Source organism: Enterovibrio coralii (genome assembly GCF_001559595.1).
Taxonomy (GTDB): Bacteria; Pseudomonadota; Gammaproteobacteria; order Enterobacterales; family Vibrionaceae; genus Enterovibrio; species Enterovibrio coralii.
This window is the reverse complement of record NZ_LNTY01000025.1, coordinates 254,687-272,878: the sequence shown is the minus strand read 5'-3', so window position 1 is coordinate 272,878 and position 18,192 is coordinate 254,687. Positions and strand designations below refer to the sequence as shown.

12 protein-coding genes and 3 pseudogenes are annotated in these 18,192 nt (G+C 49.2%); 7 read left to right on the top strand and 8 right to left on the bottom strand.

The genetic code is table 11. The features are described from left to right. Position 1: 1 nt before the first annotated feature. From ATN88_RS27050 to ATN88_RS08300, 6 genes and pseudogenes are all read left to right on the top strand, one after another. The gene (locus tag ATN88_RS27050) at positions 2–706 is read left to right on the top strand and encodes a hypothetical protein (protein ID WP_232312975.1); all 705 of its coding nucleotides are present in this window, start codon (positions 2–4) and stop codon (positions 704–706) included. Then, positions 682–1,476, top strand: a complete 795-nt coding sequence (locus tag ATN88_RS27045; protein WP_232312973.1) for an HlyD family efflux transporter periplasmic adaptor subunit — start codon at positions 682–684, stop codon at positions 1,474–1,476. Before ATN88_RS27050 ends, ATN88_RS27045 begins: the two co-directional genes overlap by 25 nt. Before the next feature lie 106 nt (positions 1,477–1,582). Next, on the top strand, positions 1,583–3,100 hold the full coding sequence (locus ATN88_RS08315) for a glycosyltransferase (protein ID WP_067414000.1): 1,518 nt from the start codon (positions 1,583–1,585) through the stop codon (positions 3,098–3,100). A 161-nt stretch (positions 3,101–3,261) separates the two neighbouring features. Further along, complete coding sequence (gene imuA, locus ATN88_RS08310) at positions 3,262–3,903, top strand: translesion DNA synthesis-associated protein ImuA (RefSeq protein ID WP_232312971.1); 642 nt, start codon at positions 3,262–3,264, stop codon at positions 3,901–3,903. A 43-nt stretch (positions 3,904–3,946) separates the two neighbouring features. Further along, complete coding sequence (locus ATN88_RS08305) at positions 3,947–5,356, top strand: Y-family DNA polymerase (RefSeq protein ID WP_067413997.1); 1,410 nt, start codon at positions 3,947–3,949, stop codon at positions 5,354–5,356. A 22-nt stretch (positions 5,357–5,378) separates the two neighbouring features. Beyond that, positions 5,379–8,485: pseudogene (locus tag ATN88_RS08300) on the top strand (error-prone DNA polymerase). A 59-nt stretch (positions 8,486–8,544) separates the two neighbouring features. Here ATN88_RS08300 and ATN88_RS08295 read toward each other — a convergent pair. The 5 genes and pseudogenes from ATN88_RS08295 to ltnD form a co-directional block, all read right to left on the bottom strand. Further along, positions 8,545–9,995: pseudogene (locus ATN88_RS08295) on the bottom strand (GntP family permease). A 92-nt stretch (positions 9,996–10,087) separates the two neighbouring features. Then, on the bottom strand, positions 10,088–10,864 hold the full coding sequence (gene otnI, locus ATN88_RS08290; RefSeq protein ID WP_067413995.1) for a 2-oxo-tetronate isomerase: 777 nt from the start codon (positions 10,862–10,864) through the stop codon (positions 10,088–10,090). After that, positions 10,864–11,496 (bottom strand): 3-oxo-tetronate 4-phosphate decarboxylase, encoded by a 633-nt coding sequence (gene otnC / locus ATN88_RS08285; RefSeq protein WP_067413991.1) that lies wholly within the window; start codon positions 11,494–11,496, stop codon positions 10,864–10,866. Before otnC ends, otnI begins: the two co-directional genes overlap by 1 nt. Next, positions 11,493–12,749 carry a 3-oxo-tetronate kinase gene (gene otnK, locus ATN88_RS08280; RefSeq protein ID WP_067413989.1) on the bottom strand — a complete coding sequence of 419 codons (1,257 nt, stop codon included), beginning with the start codon at positions 12,747–12,749 and terminating at the stop codon, positions 11,493–11,495. Before otnK ends, otnC begins: the two co-directional genes overlap by 4 nt. A gap of 2 nt (positions 12,750–12,751) precedes the next feature. After that, positions 12,752–13,657: an L-threonate dehydrogenase gene (gene ltnD, locus ATN88_RS08275; protein ID WP_067413986.1), complete on the bottom strand. Its 906-nt coding sequence runs from the start codon at positions 13,655–13,657 to the stop codon at positions 12,752–12,754. A 265-nt stretch (positions 13,658–13,922) separates the two neighbouring features. Between ltnD and ATN88_RS08270 the strand changes: the two are divergent. Then, a pseudogene (locus tag ATN88_RS08270) lies at positions 13,923–14,677 on the top strand (DeoR family transcriptional regulator). Positions 14,678–14,729: 52 nt separating this feature from the next. On the opposite strand, the gene ATN88_RS08265 reads toward ATN88_RS08270, so the two are convergent. From ATN88_RS08265 to ATN88_RS08255, 3 genes are all read right to left on the bottom strand, one after another. Continuing rightward, positions 14,730–16,088 (bottom strand): hypothetical protein, encoded by a 1,359-nt coding sequence (locus ATN88_RS08265; protein ID WP_067414133.1) that lies wholly within the window; start codon positions 16,086–16,088, stop codon positions 14,730–14,732. Positions 16,089–16,352: 264 nt separating this feature from the next. After that, positions 16,353–16,853 (bottom strand): SixA phosphatase family protein, encoded by a 501-nt coding sequence (locus ATN88_RS08260; RefSeq protein WP_067413983.1) that lies wholly within the window; start codon positions 16,851–16,853, stop codon positions 16,353–16,355. After that, positions 16,850–17,806, bottom strand: coding sequence for a chemotaxis protein CheV (locus ATN88_RS08255; protein ID WP_067413980.1), 957 nt, complete (start codon positions 17,804–17,806; stop codon positions 16,850–16,852). Before ATN88_RS08255 ends, ATN88_RS08260 begins: the two co-directional genes overlap by 4 nt. Positions 17,807–18,192: the final 386 nt, after the last annotated feature.

Below are 18,192 nucleotides of genomic sequence, written 5' to 3'. Positions count from 1 at the left end.
GATGGGAGTAGCAGCCATTAGTTCCGGTTCGATCCATACATTCCGTTCCCGTTCGGGAGCTAGGAAATTTCCTCGTATTGAGTTTCCTGCTCAGATCGAGGTAGATGGTATTTTATATCCTACCAACGAATGGAGTGTTGGTGGGTGTTCCATTCCTGACGGAAAAATTAAAGGAAAGAAAGGCGACAAATCTGGTGGTCATCTTTGCTTTGAATTACCCGTCGGACGCTTTTCTACCCCAGTCCACTTTGAAGTCATGCGAGTCAGTGATGACGGCTATGTATTGGGTTGTCAGTTTTACTCTCTGAATTCTGGTCACCAGAAAACGCTTCAATCGATTGTAGATACCTACCTGACCGGTGAAACCATTTCACTTGAGAGCGTGACCTCTTACGGCGTTAAAGCGCAACTTCACGAAGAAGAGGTGAAGCGCATGCGTCAAAACTGGTGGCGATTCGCGGTTGTCGCTTTGGTTTCTGTAGCTCTGATTTCTACCGCCGCGTTGATGATCCAAACAAGGCTGCTTTCCATCAATTCCGAACATGCTGCGGTAAGCCAACCCGTGCTGACACAACGAAGCTATAACAACGGTGTGCTTCGATTGGGTGAGTATAAACCGGGCAACTTGTCAAACGGGGCGAACTCCTCTTCTCCGTCTTTACGGAAGAAGGCACGGATCTCTTGGCAAAGAGCAAACAAGATTTAGGTAACATCAACAGCGAAATCCTCTATCTGCAAACCTTGCTTCGCCAAAGTAAAGAGTCGGTCGCTCGATATAACTCGCGCTTGTTCAAAGAATTAAAGCTTATTACCGAAAAAAGAAGCCTGCTAGAGGACGAGCTCAAAACACGCGGCACCATTTTGGCACTGTATAACGACGGCGTGCGAAGCGGGTCCGTCGACAACGTCTCTCGTGAGCTTGAGCGTGTGGCTATCTATGAAATCAAGCGCGAAATACTCTCTATTGATGCTGAAATAGAGTATATCGAGAACCAACTCGATCAAATCCTTATTGGCGTCCCCCCAAGAGAAGCTCTGGTAGATTCCAAGTCGCCGTTTGAAGTAAGAAGCCAACTCGACATATTGGTGAAAGAGAAAGACAAGATCCTCGAAGAGATCGAACGTTTGAAAACCCGTGGTTTAGCTTACGCGCCGTGTGATTGTTATGTCGTCGCCATCAACGCCACAGACGGGCAGGTTGTTCAAACCGGCACGTCGATTTTCGAACTTTCTCCCATCTCCCAAGAAGATCGAACGGAACGTTCCATTCTCGCGCTGATGCCATTGGAGCGTGCTGAGTTGCTGAAAATTGGTATGCCTGTTGAGTACCGTCTCGCGAGTACTGAAGAGAAGATGACAGGGACTATCGACCACATTCAGTTCTACAGTGCGTCTAACAGCGACATCTACAACGATGAAGGTGAGTCCTTAAGTGTCTGCCCAAAGTGCTGCCAAGACTGCAACAGTACACCTTGATCAAGATTCAACCTGATCCAAAAGATACCGATTCCATCGTTAACGAACCAGTAGCCGTTGTTGCGACGGTTGGTTGGTCTGATGTCTTCAAACGCTGGTTCAATCTATGAACGTAAAGAACCTTGTCGTTAAAAACTTCTACCGCGAAGACCCAACGCACATCACCGTGCTGTGGTGGTTGTTCTTCGCGGGTCTATTGCTGGGACTTTGGGCGATTTACAGCATTCTGCCCGATGATCACGTCAACCCAGAAGTTTTATATACGCTCGGTATCATTGGTGCATGGCGCTACGGCTGGAAAACAATCCATCTATTCCGTGGCTTGTACTATCAATACGTTCGCTACCCTGTGCTTTCTAGCCTTGCAGAGCTGACTCACAAGCCGAGCGAAATACTCTTGGTCATCCCATGCTATCGCACAACACCGGAGATCAGTGCGCCCGTTTTCAAAGCACTTATCGATGAAATTGGTAACTTTGGCGTAGCCTGTCGCGCTGTGGCTTGCGTGACGGATGAGGCTGACCTCGACATCATCGAAACCCAGTTCAACAAGCTGCAAGAACGCGTGCCAGTTAGCCTTTACATCATCGACCAAGACGGCAGCGGTAAACGCAACACCATGGCCGACGCTCTGACCTTACTGGCAGAAGACCGCCCGGTATCAAAAGACAGCATCCTCGTCTTAATGGACGGTGATACTGTGCTGCCCGAAGGCATCCTGGCGAAAGCGTCTGGCTTTCTTATGCGTTATCACGATTTAGGTGCCCTCACCACACACAATGCACCGATTGTGAAAGGCAATTCTCTGACGCGTCAGTGGTACCGCCAGCGTATGGCACAACGCCATTTCTACATGAGCTCTCTAAGCCTCACCTATCGCGTGTTAGTGCTCACGGGACGGTTTTCTGTCTACCGCGCGACCATGGCCTTGTCGCCAGATTTCATCGACAGCCTGCGTTATGACCATGTCAGTCACTGGCGATACGGACGCATTCGCATGCTCACAGGGGATGACAAGAGTACATGGTACTTCGTGCTCAAAGAGCAATGGAAGATGATGTATCTCCCCGACGTGTCTGTGACCTGTTTGGAAGATGCGCCGTCAGGCAGCTTCCTCAAAACCAGCGTATCGCTCATGACCCGTTGGTACGGCAACATGCTAAGAAGTAACATGCGCGCCATCGATCTGGGTCCTAAGAAAGCCGGCATCTTCCTATGGATTTGTCTTCTGGACCAACGCATCAGTATGTGGACGACCTTGATTGGCCCGACGCTAGCAATTGTTGTGGCAACATACATGGGTGCCAAAGTGGTGATCGCCTACTTGTTCTGGGTGATCGCGACACGAAGTGTTAACGTGCTGCTGATCTCGGTGCAATCCGGTCAGTTCCACCCGATTTTTGTGCCTCTGCTTTGGTACGAGCAGTTGGTTGGTTCCTTGGTGAAGGTGTATCTCTTCTTCCACCCCAACCTGCAAAAATGGACACGTCAAGACATCAGTGGACAGGTTCAAGATCACTCTGTTTCTCAGCAAATTAAGCGCTGGATGCCTCACTTACAAACCACCGCCGCGTTCAGTTGTCTGCTCATTTTTGTGATGTGGCTATACGGGGCTGAAGCCTGACGCTTTTTGCGCACTTTTTATTCAGTGATATCACCAATTTAGCGATCATAAACAAAGAGTTACGCCACCTTTTCATTGCACGTCACGATGAAAACCTGCTTGCTCTTGTGGCTAACTCGCCCTAATATAATACTGTATACATATACAGTATTATTATTCTTATGATCGACAATATCCTTGCTCTCCATTCGGGGATTTGGACAGCGAATCGCCTGTACCAACCCCAGACACACTTCCGCGCAAGCGGCCACGTATTGCTTGATGAAAAGCTCGAGGGCGGCTGGCCTGAATCCGGTGTTGTCGAGTTACAACTTCCTTGTTTCGGTATTGGGGAACTCAGACTCATCCTGCCTGCCATTGCGAGCGCGTTAGACGACAGTGAGCTTACTGTGTTTGCCACCCCACCGGGCGAAGTGAATCCTGTGGCATTGTGTCAGGCAGGACTCGATCTGGAAAAAGTGGTGATCTTAGACACCACGACCAATTCGAGCCTGTGGTGCGTCGAACAGGCCTTGAAAAGTGGCTGTTGCCGAACAGCCGTCCTGTGGGGCGAAGCCTTGTCTGTGACGCAGGCTCGACGCCTGCAACTGGCGGCGACAGAAAATGATTGCCTGCTCTTTATGATCACCCATCAACAAAGTGTTCAGGGGCTGCCTGTCAGTTGCCGTTTGTCTATTACACCCGTCGAAGAAGGGTTAAATATCCACGTCGTAAAACGTCGTGGCTTGCCAGTACTGCCCTTCACGCTGCCATTGCCGGAAGTCTGCAGTAGCTTCTCTCTCATGCGAAGTTCTCTGCCATGAATGATGCAGAGCCTTTGCCATCCAACGTGGTGCCATTGTTCCGATGACACTTTGGCTCTACCTGCATTTTCCGACGCTGCTGCTGGATACCTTGATCAGGGACAACAGCACAGACTCCCCGCTGATCGTACTGTCTCGTGCGACTGGGCATGTCTGGCAAGCCAATCAAGCGGCAATCGACAGTGGCATTCGTATTGGTAACGACTTGGGCACAGCCAGTGCACTTTGTCATGCCTTAGATGTGGTGGATTACGACGAGCAGCAAGAAAGCGCGCGTCTACACCAACTGGCGGCTCTGCTGTACCAAATCAATGCTGACATCATCCTCGATGCTCCAAACGGCCTGCTGATGAAAGTCACGCCCATGCTCAAGCTTTACGGCTCGTTAGACGCCTATTGGCATGCCTTGCTACCGGTACTTAACGATGAAAATGTTCAATTTCATTACGCACTCAGTCCCTGTCCTGAAGCGGCGAAACGCCTCGCCCGTTCAGGCTTGGATCGAGGCTTTTTGACCTTAGAAGCAACAGAACAAGCCTTGGCGACACTGTCGATTCGCCAACTCGGCTTAACTGAAAAACATGTCACCCAGCTTGAGCGCATGGGCGTTCGCCACGCTAAGCAATTGTTTGCTCTTCCTATCGACGCACTAGGGCAGCGTTTTGGCAAATCACTCACTGCACATATTCGTGCATTGACCCAAACCAAAGCCGCCTTGCCCGCCATGTTCGCGCCACCCGCTTATTTTCACCAATCGTTGGAATTACTGCATGAGATTGCTGCCAGCCAGACCTTATGCTTTCCCATTCAACGCATGCTCAAAGAGATGGAAAAGTACCTCGATGCGCGTGAATCTGTTGTACCGGAAATCACCCTGACACTAACACAGCGTGACGACCATGAACCGAAAATACTGACCCTGTTTGCCGCCAAACCTGAATCCACGGCAAGTCGATGGATGCCCTTGCTACAGCTTCATTTGGAGAAACTGACACTGGATGCCCCTGTCATTCATATTCATTTGGAAGCCAACACCTTGTTACCAAGGCAAGCACCAACACAGGACTTGTTTGCAGGTAAACGTGGGCAAATCACACCGGGAGAACTCATCAGCTTGCTTCAGGCCAAAGCTGGCAAACAAGGGGTCTATAGCCTCACCTTGGTGGATGATCATCGCCCTGAGCATGCATTCAAACACCAAGCACCGCTTCAAACGTGTCTGCAAGTTGTACCGTTGCCTTTACCCATGCGCCCGTCGCTGCTGCACAAATCGCCACGACCACTTTTAGCAAAGCCCGACACATTGACTGGCCCTGAACGCATCTGCAGCGGATGGTGGGATCAAGCACCTATCCAACGAGACTACTTCGTTGCTCGCAATAAACGTGGCCAACTTTGCTGGGTGTTCCGCACCGCGACAGGCGAGTGGTTCGAACACGGCTTGTTCTGCTGACCGCTTTACAGAGACATTCTCCATGCAAAAAGACGACAACACCCTATGGTTCGGAGAACTGCACTGTAAAAGTAATTACAGCTTTCTCACTGGCGCTTCGCATCCTGAAGAGTTAGTGGTTCGCGCCGCCACATTGGGTTACCAAGCCATCGCCATCACTGATGAATGCTCACTTGCAGGTGTAGTGCGTGCTTACACCGCGATTCGTGAACAAAACCTCAAGATCAAACAAATTGTTGGGTCTGAAATTACCTTTCAAGGCGAAAAACTGGTGCTGCTTTGCCCAAATCGCACCGCATATGGTGAGCTTTCTCGGCTCATCACCCAGGCTCGTATGCGCAGCGAAAAAGGCCATTATCAAGTTTTCAGTGATGACTTTGCCCATATCAAACACTGTCTGTGCATTTGGTTTCCAAGCTACGGCAATCTTGATATCGACCAACTTACGCCCGTTCAACACAGCCTAAAAAGCCTGTTTGAAGGACGCTTTTGGATTGGCGCGGAAAGGCTTTTACTCCCTAATGAAGCCGAATACCTTGCCATGATTGATGCCTTATCAGAAGTGCTGGATACCCCCGTGGTCTGTGCCAACGATGTATTGATGCACCACTCAAGACGTCAACCGCTTCTCGATGTGGTAACCGCTATTCGTCTGGGAAAACCACTGCAATCGTGCGGTCAAGCACTGCCCCGCAATGGCGAACAGGCATTAAAATCGCTCGATAAGCTACAAAAGCTCTACCCTGATGCGTGGCTAAAGGAGACTCGCCGTATTTCAGACAAGTGTACGTTTAGCCTCAGCGAGCTTCGTTATGAATACCCAGCAGAATTAGTGCCTGACGGTTTCACGGCCAGTGCCTATCTCAAGCACCTTGTCGACAAAGGGATCGCTTTGCGCTTCCCAGAAGGACTAAAACCAGAAATCAAAGCCACCATCGACAAAGAACTGTCCCTTATCGCCGAGCAAGGTTATGAGTATTTCTTTCTCACGATCTACGACATTGTGCAGTTCGCCAAATCTCAAGGCATTCTTTATCAAGGGCGAGGTTCTGCAGCGAACTCCGTTGTGTGCTATTGCCTTGAAATCACGGCGGTTAACCCAGAAAAAATCAACGTGCTCTTTGAGCGCTTTATCTCGAAAGAGCGTGATGAACCACCAGACATTGATGTGGATTTCGAGCACGAACGCCGCGAGGAAGTGTTCCGCTACATCTACCAAAAATACGGCCGTCAGCGTGCTGCAATTGCAGCAACTGTCATCACTTATCGCTTTAAAAGTGCGTTCAGAGATGTTGGCAAAGCCTTGGGGATCAATGAAACCCAGCTTGATTACTACATCAAAAATCTGAACCACAGAGACAAAGGGCTGGATAAAGCAGAGCAGTTGCAAACGCTTGGACTAGATATTCACTCGCACCTTGGTCGCTGGTTATTAGAGCTGGTTGAGGAAATTCGCGGGTTTCCACGCCACCTGAGCCAACATGTCGGCGGCTTTATCATTTCTGCGGGGCCCTTGTATGAGTTGGTGCCTGTCGAAAACGCCGCAATGCCAGAACGTAGTGTCATTCAATGGGACAAAGACGATTTGGAGTCTTTGGGGCTGCTGAAAGTCGATATTCTGGCTCTGGGTATGTTAAGTGCCATCAGAAAAGCGTTTGCCATTATTGAATCGCAGCATGGTCGCAGATATTCCATCGCGCACATCACGGCATTAGGTGACGATCCTAAGGTTTACCATCAGCTTCAGAAAGCCGATTCTGTCGGCGTGTTTCAGGTTGAGTCTCGCGCCCAAATGAGCATGCTGCCAAGCTTCGACCAGCCTGTTACTACGACTTGGTCATTCAAATCGCCATTGTTCGCCCTGGTCCCATTCAAGGCGACATGGTGCATCCTTACCTCAAACGACGTTGGGGTGAAGAGCCTGTCAGTTATCCCTCAAAAGAGGTGGAATCCGTACTTTCTCGCACCATGGGTGTGCCTATTTTTCAGGAACAGGTCATTCAGTTAGCCATGGTGGCCGCAGGCTTCACAGGCGGTGAAGCCGACCAACTTCGCCGTGCAATGGCGGCATGGAAGCGCAGTGGTAAGCTTGCGCCATTCCGCGAAAAGCTCATCAATGGTATGCAAGAGCGTGGCTACAAGGTGGAATTTGCAGAGCAAATCTTTCGGCAGATCCAAGGATTCGGCGAGTACGGTTTCCCTGAGTCTCACAGTGCCTCTTTTGCGGTGCTTGCTTATACCTCTTCGTGGCTTAAACACTACTATCCAGTGGCGTTTTACTGTTCATTGCTTAACAGCCAGCCGATGGGGTTTTATAGCCCATCTCAACTATTACAAGATGCCGCGCTCCATGGCGTGACGATTTTGCCTGTCTGCGTAAACCACAGCCAATGGGACCACCAGCAAGTGATCGTAAATGCCCGCCCTGCTCTACGTCTTGGTTTTCGTCTCGTCAAAGGGCTGTCAGAGCAAGGCGTGCAAAAACTGTTAAATCAGCGACCCGACAACGGCTTCACGCATCTGAACGCCTTAAGACAATGCGGCTTGAGCAAAGGCGATCTTGAAGCATTAGCCAGTGCCAATGCCACCCAAGTGCTGTCGAATAACCGTTATGCTGCAAGATGGCAGATGATGGATGACAGCCATACACTGCCTCTGCTCAGCAACACAGAGCCTGACACTCGCGACAGACAAGCCATTATCGCCCCGTCTGCCGTCGAGGACTTAATTGAGGATTACGCATCAACTGGCTTGTCGCTTGGCAAGCACCCTATTGCCCTGCTCGATGAAAGCGGCAAACTCGGTAAACACCGTCTTGCCAGTGAATTACGGCACATTCAAACAGGTACACCAGTGACTGTCGCTGGTGTCGTCACAGGCCGACAACGCCCCGGAACCGCCAGTGGCGTGACCTTTGTGACCTTGGAAGATCAGACAGGCAACATCAACGTGGTCGTTTGGCTCGCCACTGCACGCGCGCAAAACACGCCCTTCGTGTCCGCCAAAATCTTAAAGGTCAAAGGGATATTAGAGCGTGAAGGTGATGTGGTGCATATCGTGGCAGGCAGGCTGATCGACATGACAAACACACTCGATCAGCTTCTCGTTCAATCAAGGGATTTCCATTGAGCCAGAACGAAAAGTGCCAGCACTTGGCTGGCACTCTTTCTCTTGTTTTTGGTGAAAAGCTAGTTTGTCTGCATTAACGCGATATTTTTCTCACGCGATTTCACCCAAACCATAATCGCTGCGAGAACAGCAAACGGCACGATTGGATCAATCAGCGTACCGCCTTGACCAAACACGAGGTTTAGAGCCATCACAATGCTTGCGCCGATTGCCCAAGCGATTGTTGACGTCACTGTCCATATTTTCAGTTGATCGCCAAGCTCAGTAATACCCAAAGTTCGGCTGATAATGTGGAAGTAAGAGTCATTCAGGTGAGAGAACCCAACAGGACCTACGGCACATGCCAATGCAACGAATACCGGGTCTAAATTCAGGGTGTCGACCAGCGGTAACGTCATGGTTGCGGCCACCATCATTGCGGCGGTTGCAGAGCTTGAATAAGGCGTAGCAAAGAGGCAATTGCCAATGGGACGAGCAAAGGTGGAATACCACTGCTAGCAATTGCTTCAGCCACTTGAGGACCTGCCCCTGATGCCTTTAACACCGCGCCCATCGCACCACCACAACCCGTGACCACAAGGATCAGACCCGTTGTCGCAAGAGAATCATCCATCGAGCCAACCATGTCCTTGCGGTCGATATGGCGCGTCAAACCATACAGTGCCATCAAGACACCGATACCAACAGCAACAACAGGGTTACCAATCAGCGACAGCAGGGTTTGAAGTGAGGAATCGCCTTCGCCGACAAGTGTGTTTGCAAGAATCAGTGCAATCGGGATCAGAATAGGACCAAAAGACAGGAAGTTACTTGGCAGATTCTTCTCATCCGCTTCTTGTACTTTCTCTAGATTCGCCCAATCAGCCTGAGACGTAATCCATTCCTGTCCCTCTGGCACACGGTAGTATTCATTGCCCACTTTACGAATGTAGAAGAGAGAGAGCAGCATCATAGGAACAGAAACGATCAGCCCCCACAGCATGTATACACCAAGGTCAACTTCCAAAATGCCCGCCACGGCGACAGGACCAGGCGTTGGCGGCACCAGTGCGTGAGTGATCAGCAAACCCAGCGCAAGTGTCACGCCAAGACCAACGGCAGACTTACCCGTATTGCGTGAAATTGCGCGGACAAGAGAATGAAGAATGATGTACGCAGAGTCACAAAAAACCGGAATCGCCACCAGCACACCAGTAAAGCCCAGTGCGATGTCTTCACGTCCTTTACCACAAAGTTTGACGAAGGTTTTCGCCATACGAACGGCTGCGCCAGAGCGCTCAAAACATGCGCCCATTATCACGCCAAATGCGATGATAAGACCAATACCACCGAGTACCCCACCGAAGCCTGATTTGATTGCATCAATCAGAGCCGTCGGTGCCATACCAGCAAACAAGCCCATGATGATACTTGCCAGAACCATCGCCAAAGCAACAGGGATGCGAGTTTTTATGATCATCCCCATCATGGCGACTATCCCCACGATAATACCAATTAGCGCAGCGTCCATTTTTTTCTACCTTTCAGATTCTGTTTCTTTGAAAGCATTGCCTTCAACACGAAGGCAATGACGTCGGTTTTTTATTGTTTTATGTGTTGTCGTTAGAGGTGCGGTTTTACCCAGTCCAATCCCTCTTCTGTCGATTTTCTTGGTTTGTACTCACACCCAATCCATCCAACGTAACCCGCGTTATCGAGCATGTTGAACACATGTGGGTAGTTCACTTCACCTTCCGAAGGTTCATGTCTTTCTGGTACAGAGGCGATTTGTACGTGACCGATGTAGTCGGCGAGATCGCGGATCATCACAGTTAAATCACCATCCATGATTTGGGCGTGATACACGTCGAATTGCAGTTTTACGTTCGGACGGTCAACCTGTTTGATAAGCTCAACAGCCTCTCTTTGATGGGCGACGAAATAACCCGGCACGTCACGCGAATTAAGGGGCTCAATCATCAACTCCACCCCTTGCTCTGCAAATTTGTCTGCGGCATAGCGAATGTTCTCGATGAAGGTGTCCACGTGTTCTTGGTAACTAAACTGGCTATCCAGTAGTCCCGACATCGCGTGCACTTTTTTACACTTCAGGGCCTGCGCATACATCAACGCGGTATCTACACTTTGTCTGAATTCTGCTTCGCGTCCCGGAATCGCAGCAAAACCGCGTTCACCTGCATCCCAATCGCCCGGCGGCATGTTGAAGAGTGCTTGTTCGAAGCCAAACTGACTCAGTTTGTCTGCTAACACCTGCGGCTCGTAGGCATACGGGAATAAGAATTCCACAGCCTTAAATCCAGCGTCATGGGCCTTTTCAAAACGCGTGAGGAAATCGACCTCGTTAAACAACATGGTTAGGTTTGCAGCAAATCGGGCCATTATTTTCCTCTCCCTTCAAGGTCAGCCACTTCAGCATTGGTCAGATAACGAATCGGTTTATCGTTCAACAGAAAAACAAGTTTTGCGGTTTCCTCTAGCTCTTCCGCGTTATCAACGGCATCAATCAAATCTGTGCCAGTCACCACAGGTCCGTGATTGGCAAGCAAGAATGCACGGTAGTCCGCCGCTCGCTTGGCCAACTCCTCTGCAATCTGCGGGTCGCCAGGTCTGAGGTATGGGATCACGGGTAACTTACCCACACGCATGACGAAATACGGGGTAAACGGCTTGATCGCATTGTCATGGTCGAGGTTTTCCAAACATGACAGTGCTGTGAGATACGTGGAATGAAGGTGCACAATGGCATTACACGTCGGATTGTTTCGGTAAATCGCCAAATGGAAAGCGATCTCCTTCGACGCTTTTTTGCCAGAGATTGGGTTGCCCTCGATATCCACGACAGAAAGATCTTCCGCAATCAGTCGGCCAAAAGATGAACCTGTCGGCGTTGCCAAAAAGTGTCCATCTGGCAATTTGACGGAAAGGTTTCCAGCCCCACCTGTCGCGTAACCACGCTCGAACATTGAACGAGCAAGTGCGACCATTTGCTCACGAAGTTCGTTTTCATTCATAGAAAGAACTCCTGTGCTTTCTCGAAGAACGCTTCATCACCAAAATTTCCCGACTTCAATGCCAGTGACAAATCACCGTCCAACGCTCTTACCCAAGGCACGCCAGGAGCAATCTGCGGCCCAATATGGAATCCAGATACCGCCAAGCTTTGTGTCACCGTGCCAGAGGTTTCGCCGCCAGCGACAATAAAGTTCTTCACACCTTGTTCTTTAAGTTGATGTGCCAGTTGACTGAAAAGTCTCTCCACCGCCAAGCTTGAGGCCTCTGCACCATGCTTCTCTTGAATGGCTTTTAATTTTTCGGCTTCTGCCGTTGCAAACACCATCGGCGCATATTCATCATCAAGGTTTGCTAACACCCACTCGCACACTTCTTGACCGTAAGCTTCATCACTCAAACAGGCTTCAACTTCAATGGCGTAGTGAGGGGCTTTGGCTTGATAAACCGCCACCTGCTTATTGGTCATCACCGAGCAAGACCCCGACAAAATCACGGTTTTCCCCTTTTTCGGATAACCCGCTGCTTTGGCTTCACTTTGGTCGGCCAAATGACCCGCCCAGTTTTTCGCAATACCCGAAGCTAACCCTGACCCGCCTGTCACAAGCTTGAGGTGCTTGGCTGCTTCGCCTAATGTGTGCAAATGCTCTGCATTGATCGCATCCACGACGGCGTAGCGAATACCTTGAGACTGAAGCTCTTCAAATTTGCTACGGGTTTGTGCGCATCCAGACGAGATGGTTTGGTAGTTGACTAACCCCACTTCACCTCTCGATTGCGCCTTCATCAGTCGTACTACGCTCGAATCTGTCATCGGCGTCACCGGGTGATGTCGCATACCGGATTCATTGAGCGGCTCACCAAGGACAAACAGGTGGCCGTTGAAAACAGTGCGTCCATTGACTGGTAGAGCAGGACAAACGATGGTGAATGTTTCCCCTAGGGCATCCAGCAATGCATCTGTAACCGGACCTATGTTGCCCTTCGCTGTGCTGTCAAAGGTCGAACAGTATTTGAAGTAGAACTGCTGACAGCCCTTTTGTTGCAGCCAAGTCAGCGCAGCAAGGGAATCTGAAACAGCTTCATTGACAGGACATGAGCGTGATTTGAGGCTGATCACCACTGCATCAGCATCAATGTCAGTATCTAAAGTAGGAACACCATTCAATTGAACGGTTCGCATCCCGTTTTCAACCAGAAAGCCTGCAATATCACTGGCGCCCGTAAAATCATCAGCAATAACACCTAACAGCATGACTATTTCTCCACGCCTGGCAGTTCAATGCCGTCAAAGACTTTGATGACAGCACTGTCATCTTCCTTACCGTAACCGGCGTTGCTTGCTGAGGTGAACATATTGAGGGCAGTGCTTGCAAGTGGCAGAGGGAAACGCAGATCTTGTGCGGTGTCTGCGACCAAATTGAGGTCTTTAACAAAGATGTCGACCATAGATTTCGGCGAGTAGTCGCCATCAACCACATGCTTCATACGGTTCTCAAACATCCAAGAGTTCCCCGCTGCATTGGTAACAACGTCATACATCAGATCCAATGGAATGTTGGCACGCGCTGCGAGCGCCATCGCTTCTGCACCCGCAGCAATATGAACACCTGCCAGCAATTGGTGGATAATTTTTACGGTTGCACCGAGACCAATCTCTTCACCAATGTTATAAACCTTGGCTGCGGTGGCATCGAGAACTGGCTTCAACAGGTCGAACGCCAGCAAAGAGCCTGACGCCATGATAGTCATCTCACCCGCTTCCGCTTTTACAGCTCCGCCAGAGACTGGTGCATCAAGCATGATCAAGTCGTGAGCTTTCAGACCCGCTTCAATTTCCTTCGCATCTTGAGCTGAAATAGTCGCTGAAACCATAACCGCAGTTTGTGGTTTCAAGTTTGCTGCTAACCCCGAGTCGAATAGGACGGACTTAACCTGTTTAGCGTTGATAACAAGCAGTAACACCGCATCCAGCTCTTTTGCGAATTGGTTAGCGTCTGTGGCAACCGCTTTAGCACCAGCATTTCCCAATGCTTCTAAAGCAGCAGGATTTAAATCAACACCGTAAACATCGAGACCTGCGCGAATGCATGATTTCGCGGCACCCATGCCCATCGAACCCAGACCAATAACCCCTACTGATTTCACCGTACTCTTGTTCATTAATCATACTCACAGTTGTGAAGCGCGCAGCGCGATTTGTTAATATATGTTCTTTGGTGTGATTATCTGTGAATTCATCAACGTATGTCTGTGACATTCATTGCAATTTGAAACGAGTAAAAATCATCAATTTATTGATTAGCATCGAAGATGTGAGCACTATTCAACAAAAATCAGGCTCAGCGAGCTTCACAAAACAAATCAAATATTCACAAACAATATTTGCTGCTGTTAGTATTGAGGAAAGTAAAAACAGAGAATGACAATGATTCCCGCAGAAAGACAAAAGACCATTCTTACGATGCTTTCGAAGCAAGAAGTCATCAGTATTAACGATCTCGTAGATCGCATTGGCGTATCTCACATGACCATACGCCGCGATATCGTCAAGCTAGAGGAACAAGGAAAAGTGTTGTCGGTATCTGGAGGGGTTCAACTTACACAGTTGATTCACCGAGAGGCCACCCACGATGCAAAAGCGGCGCAGAATGCTGATGAAAAGCAAGGGATCGGCCAACTTGCGAGCTCGTTGATCCCCAAAAACTGTACGGTGTACTTGGATGCGGGAACAACAACGCTAGAAATTGCGCATGCTATTGCTCATCGCTCAGATTTATTGGTCATTACCAATGATTTTGTGGTTGCTAACCACCTGATGCAGCACGGACAAAGCGAGATCTATCATACTGGTGGCCGCATCGACCGCGATAACCAATCATCCGTTGGTAGCAAAGTGGCAGAGTTTCTGTCAGGGATGAACATCGATATCGCCTTCATCTCAACCTCCTCTTGGAACCTAAAAGGCATCTCCACGCCAAGCGAACCCAAAGTCATAGTGAAACAAGCCGTCGCAAACGCAGCCCAGCACCTTGTCTTGGTCTCAGATTCATCAAAGTACGGAAGAATAGGGACATTTCACGCCCTAGGCTGAACAGGTTCAATGCCATCGTGACGGACAAAAATTTCCCAGAGAGTATTGCGAGAGAGATTAAAGAGAAAGGAATCGACGTTCTCTTGTAGTAACGAGTAAAAAATGGGGTGACATTTCTGCCACCCCGTTCATGTTCTTACTTCAGCTAATTACTTCTTCAACATCAATCACTTTCGATCTGTTGACCGTTATCTTCCAGCGTTGAAGTGTGAAGCTCCCATCTGGGTTTTTCTGCTTAGAGATCAGGTTGAACTGGTGGCGTTTATCGATGGACTCGTGGCTCACCTTCCCTTCGTTTAGTGCGTAGTAACGTTGCTTACCACGTGCCATTAAGCGCGAGAATGGACGAAAGTCGACGCGCCACACTTCTCGGGTCATGTCGTAACCGCTGAGGAATTTGGTGGTGGACATTTGGGTCACCATCTTCATGCGCACAACGGACTCTTCGCGCTGACGCAGCTTGCCTTTGCGCAGCTTGCGCACATCTTCTGGCAGCTTGTCGAAATAGATATAGTCGAGCCATTCTAACTGGCTACCAATACGCTGGCCTGACGTTGGATCGGTAAACATTTTGCGCCACTTTGGACGGCCTTTGCGAATCCATCGCCACAGCACGTCTCGCAGGTCATCTTTAAAGATCTCACGAAGGGCGTACAAACCTGCCATTGCGAGTACAAAGGACATGGTAATTTCACCCAAATAACTGCGCATGCGAATGATGGCGAAAGTCACGAAGATCATCACCAAACCCGTCGCGGTACCTTTTGCCAGCTTGTTCAGTGTTTGCCCCAACACCACATCGTTTTGTCGGATCGTTACTGGGTATTCAATCAGACGTCTTGCAAGACGCATCTTGTTTACCATACGTGTAGGGTCGCTTTGGGCTTTTTGCGAGTTGTAGTTTTGCTCGACGCGATAGTTCGACTCTGACTGGCAAAACTCAATCAACTGCTCACGCATTGGCTTAAACGCAGCACTTCGTGGCATGTGTGCAATCAAAGACAGGAAGCGCTGTTCGGTCAACCACGACAAGTAGTTGTCGATGTTGTTGTAGTACTTAATGAGGCTTTCGTCTTTTGGCACGTAACGACGCAGGCGTCGAAGGATCTCAACGGCCATGTCGGTAATAAATTCGAGCTGCTCAACCGCTTCTTCTTCGCCAACATCCGCCAGCGTATCGAAGAATCGGTGGGTGGTTTTTTCTAGCGAGAGCGCATATTGATAGGCGTACAAACTCAAACTGACGCGGTATTTGTCAGATGGCAGCTTGTCCCGGCTCGCAAGGCGAGAGTGCACCAGCGGCAAGTGGTACTGAGACGTGAAATAGGTACGGGTATTCGACAACACCGTATTGTAGAACTGATCTTCACTAATGACGTTTTTAGAAAAATTCAGCTCACCAGGGACAAAAAGGTAGAACTCGACATCCTGTCGTTTTATCTCTTCATTGATTAGCGCAATCCGTGCTGTTAATCCCTCATATTTTTCTACAGAGATCAATGCGTACTCCAAACATTATCTTTCACACGGGCCTCTCCGCTTCGTGATGCATAGTTTAACGAATTAGGAATTCAAAGCAGAGCTAAAAATGCGAGGAGAAAGAAACGATGATGATGTGTTCAAATTATGAGCACGCAATGACATCCCCGCCATAATCCTTTTTATATCTGAGAGATAAACACACATATTCAGGGTGACTAACTGAGTTATCCACAGAAAAAGTGCATAACTTGATGCATACGTTGATGAAAAATTTGCACGTTTCTAACGTGGAGAAGAAAGCCGTTTGGGGTAGTCGAGGAAAAGGAGCTCTTTTTTTGCGGAGGACCAGTTTGACCAGGAAGTATCAAACATTGCTATGGCTGCGACACCGCAGGTTGGCAGGTTTTCTAGTTCGAAAGGAACATCGTTAATAAGGTCGTTAAAAGCGGGGTTGTGACCGACAAGCATGATGCGATTAACGTCATCATCAAATCCTTCAATGATAGCCACCAGATCATGCCAATTTTCGGTATACACGTCTTTGTTGTGCAAGATAGATAAGTCAGTGCCGGAAAGCTGCTCGGAGACAAGCCGCGCGGTTTCCTTTGCTCGCAGTGCAGTGCTTGAAACGATCAGCTCTGGCGACCATTGCCAAGCGGCCAATCGCAAACCCATTTCCGGCGCATTTTTTAAACCACGAGGATTTAGCGGCCGGTCATGGTCATCGAGTGAAGCATCTTTCCAACACGATTTTGCATGGCGAACGAGAAACAGCAGTTTCATTTCTTGCCCATTTCTTCCTCTAGCTTCTCGCGCATACGTGTTTGTACCACGTCCACGAGAAGATCAGGCTGGAATTTAGACACGAAACGGTTACAACCCACCTTCTCCACCATCGCTTCATTAAAGCTGCCGCTTAATGAGGTGTTGAGCGCAATATAAAGGTGACTCATCCGGCTGTCCGCACGCACTTCCGAGGTCAGCTTATAGCCGTCCATCTCGGGCATTTCTGCGTCGGTGATCATCAGCAAAATTTCGTCGGTGACGTTCTTTCCTTCATCACACCACGATTTCAACAGCTGCAAAGCATGTGCACCGTTTTTCTTCTCGATGCACTCAATACCGAGCTGTCCGAGGGTTTCTGTCACCTGTTTTCTTGCCGTCGAAGAGTCGTCAACCACCAGCACACGTGTGTTCATCAGGTGGTGAGACAAGTCTTCATCAAGTACTTCCTCAGAAATACCGATATCGTAAGAGACGATCTCGGCCAACACTTTTTCGACATCAATTATCTCTACCAGCTTATTTTCGTTGTCATGTTCTAGCTTGGTGATAGCAGTCAGATAGTTGCCGCGCCCAGTTGACGGCGGCTCCATGATTTCATCCCACCCCATGTTTTTGATGTACACCACTTTACCGACAAGGAATGCCTGAACGGTGCGGTTGTATTCCGTCACAATGAGGTTGGTATCTTGGTCTTTTTCAAGCGGACGCATACCGACAGACTGACGCATATCGATAACGGGGATAGATTGACCGCGGATGGTGGCGACACCACATATTTTGGGGTGAGAGCCTGGCATTTGATTGAGGTGCGGAACCTTTAATACTTCACGCACTTTGAATACGTTGATAGCAAAGAGCTGTCGAGTACCGAGCTGAAAAATGAGAAGTTCTAACCGGTTCTCCCCAACCAGCTTCGTACGAGAATCTACAGAATCTAAAATACTTGTCATTATCGTTATGCCGTATTGAACACTTTCTCATTGCAAAGCAGCACTGGCTGCTTTCATTCCTTGTGTCGCTCGACATGTCAGCCATGTTATCTAGACATTACAGGTGCTTGTATCCATTCCTGCCTAGCGAGCAATTTCTTTCAAGTTAACCACAATTCTCACCGGGGCTCATCTTGCATTCGATTTTTAGCGCGTTAACTATCATTTCCACATTAATAGTAGAAAATCTCCTTGAAGAAAGCGAAACGCCCTCCTCACAAATGTCCTGAACTTCCGTTTCATTCCGTGCGTACTGAGTAACTGAGATAAGGAAATCTTGCCGACCTGTGCCAATAAATTGGTACAACCTAGGTGTTATCGTCAATGCGACACGCTACAATTGGGGG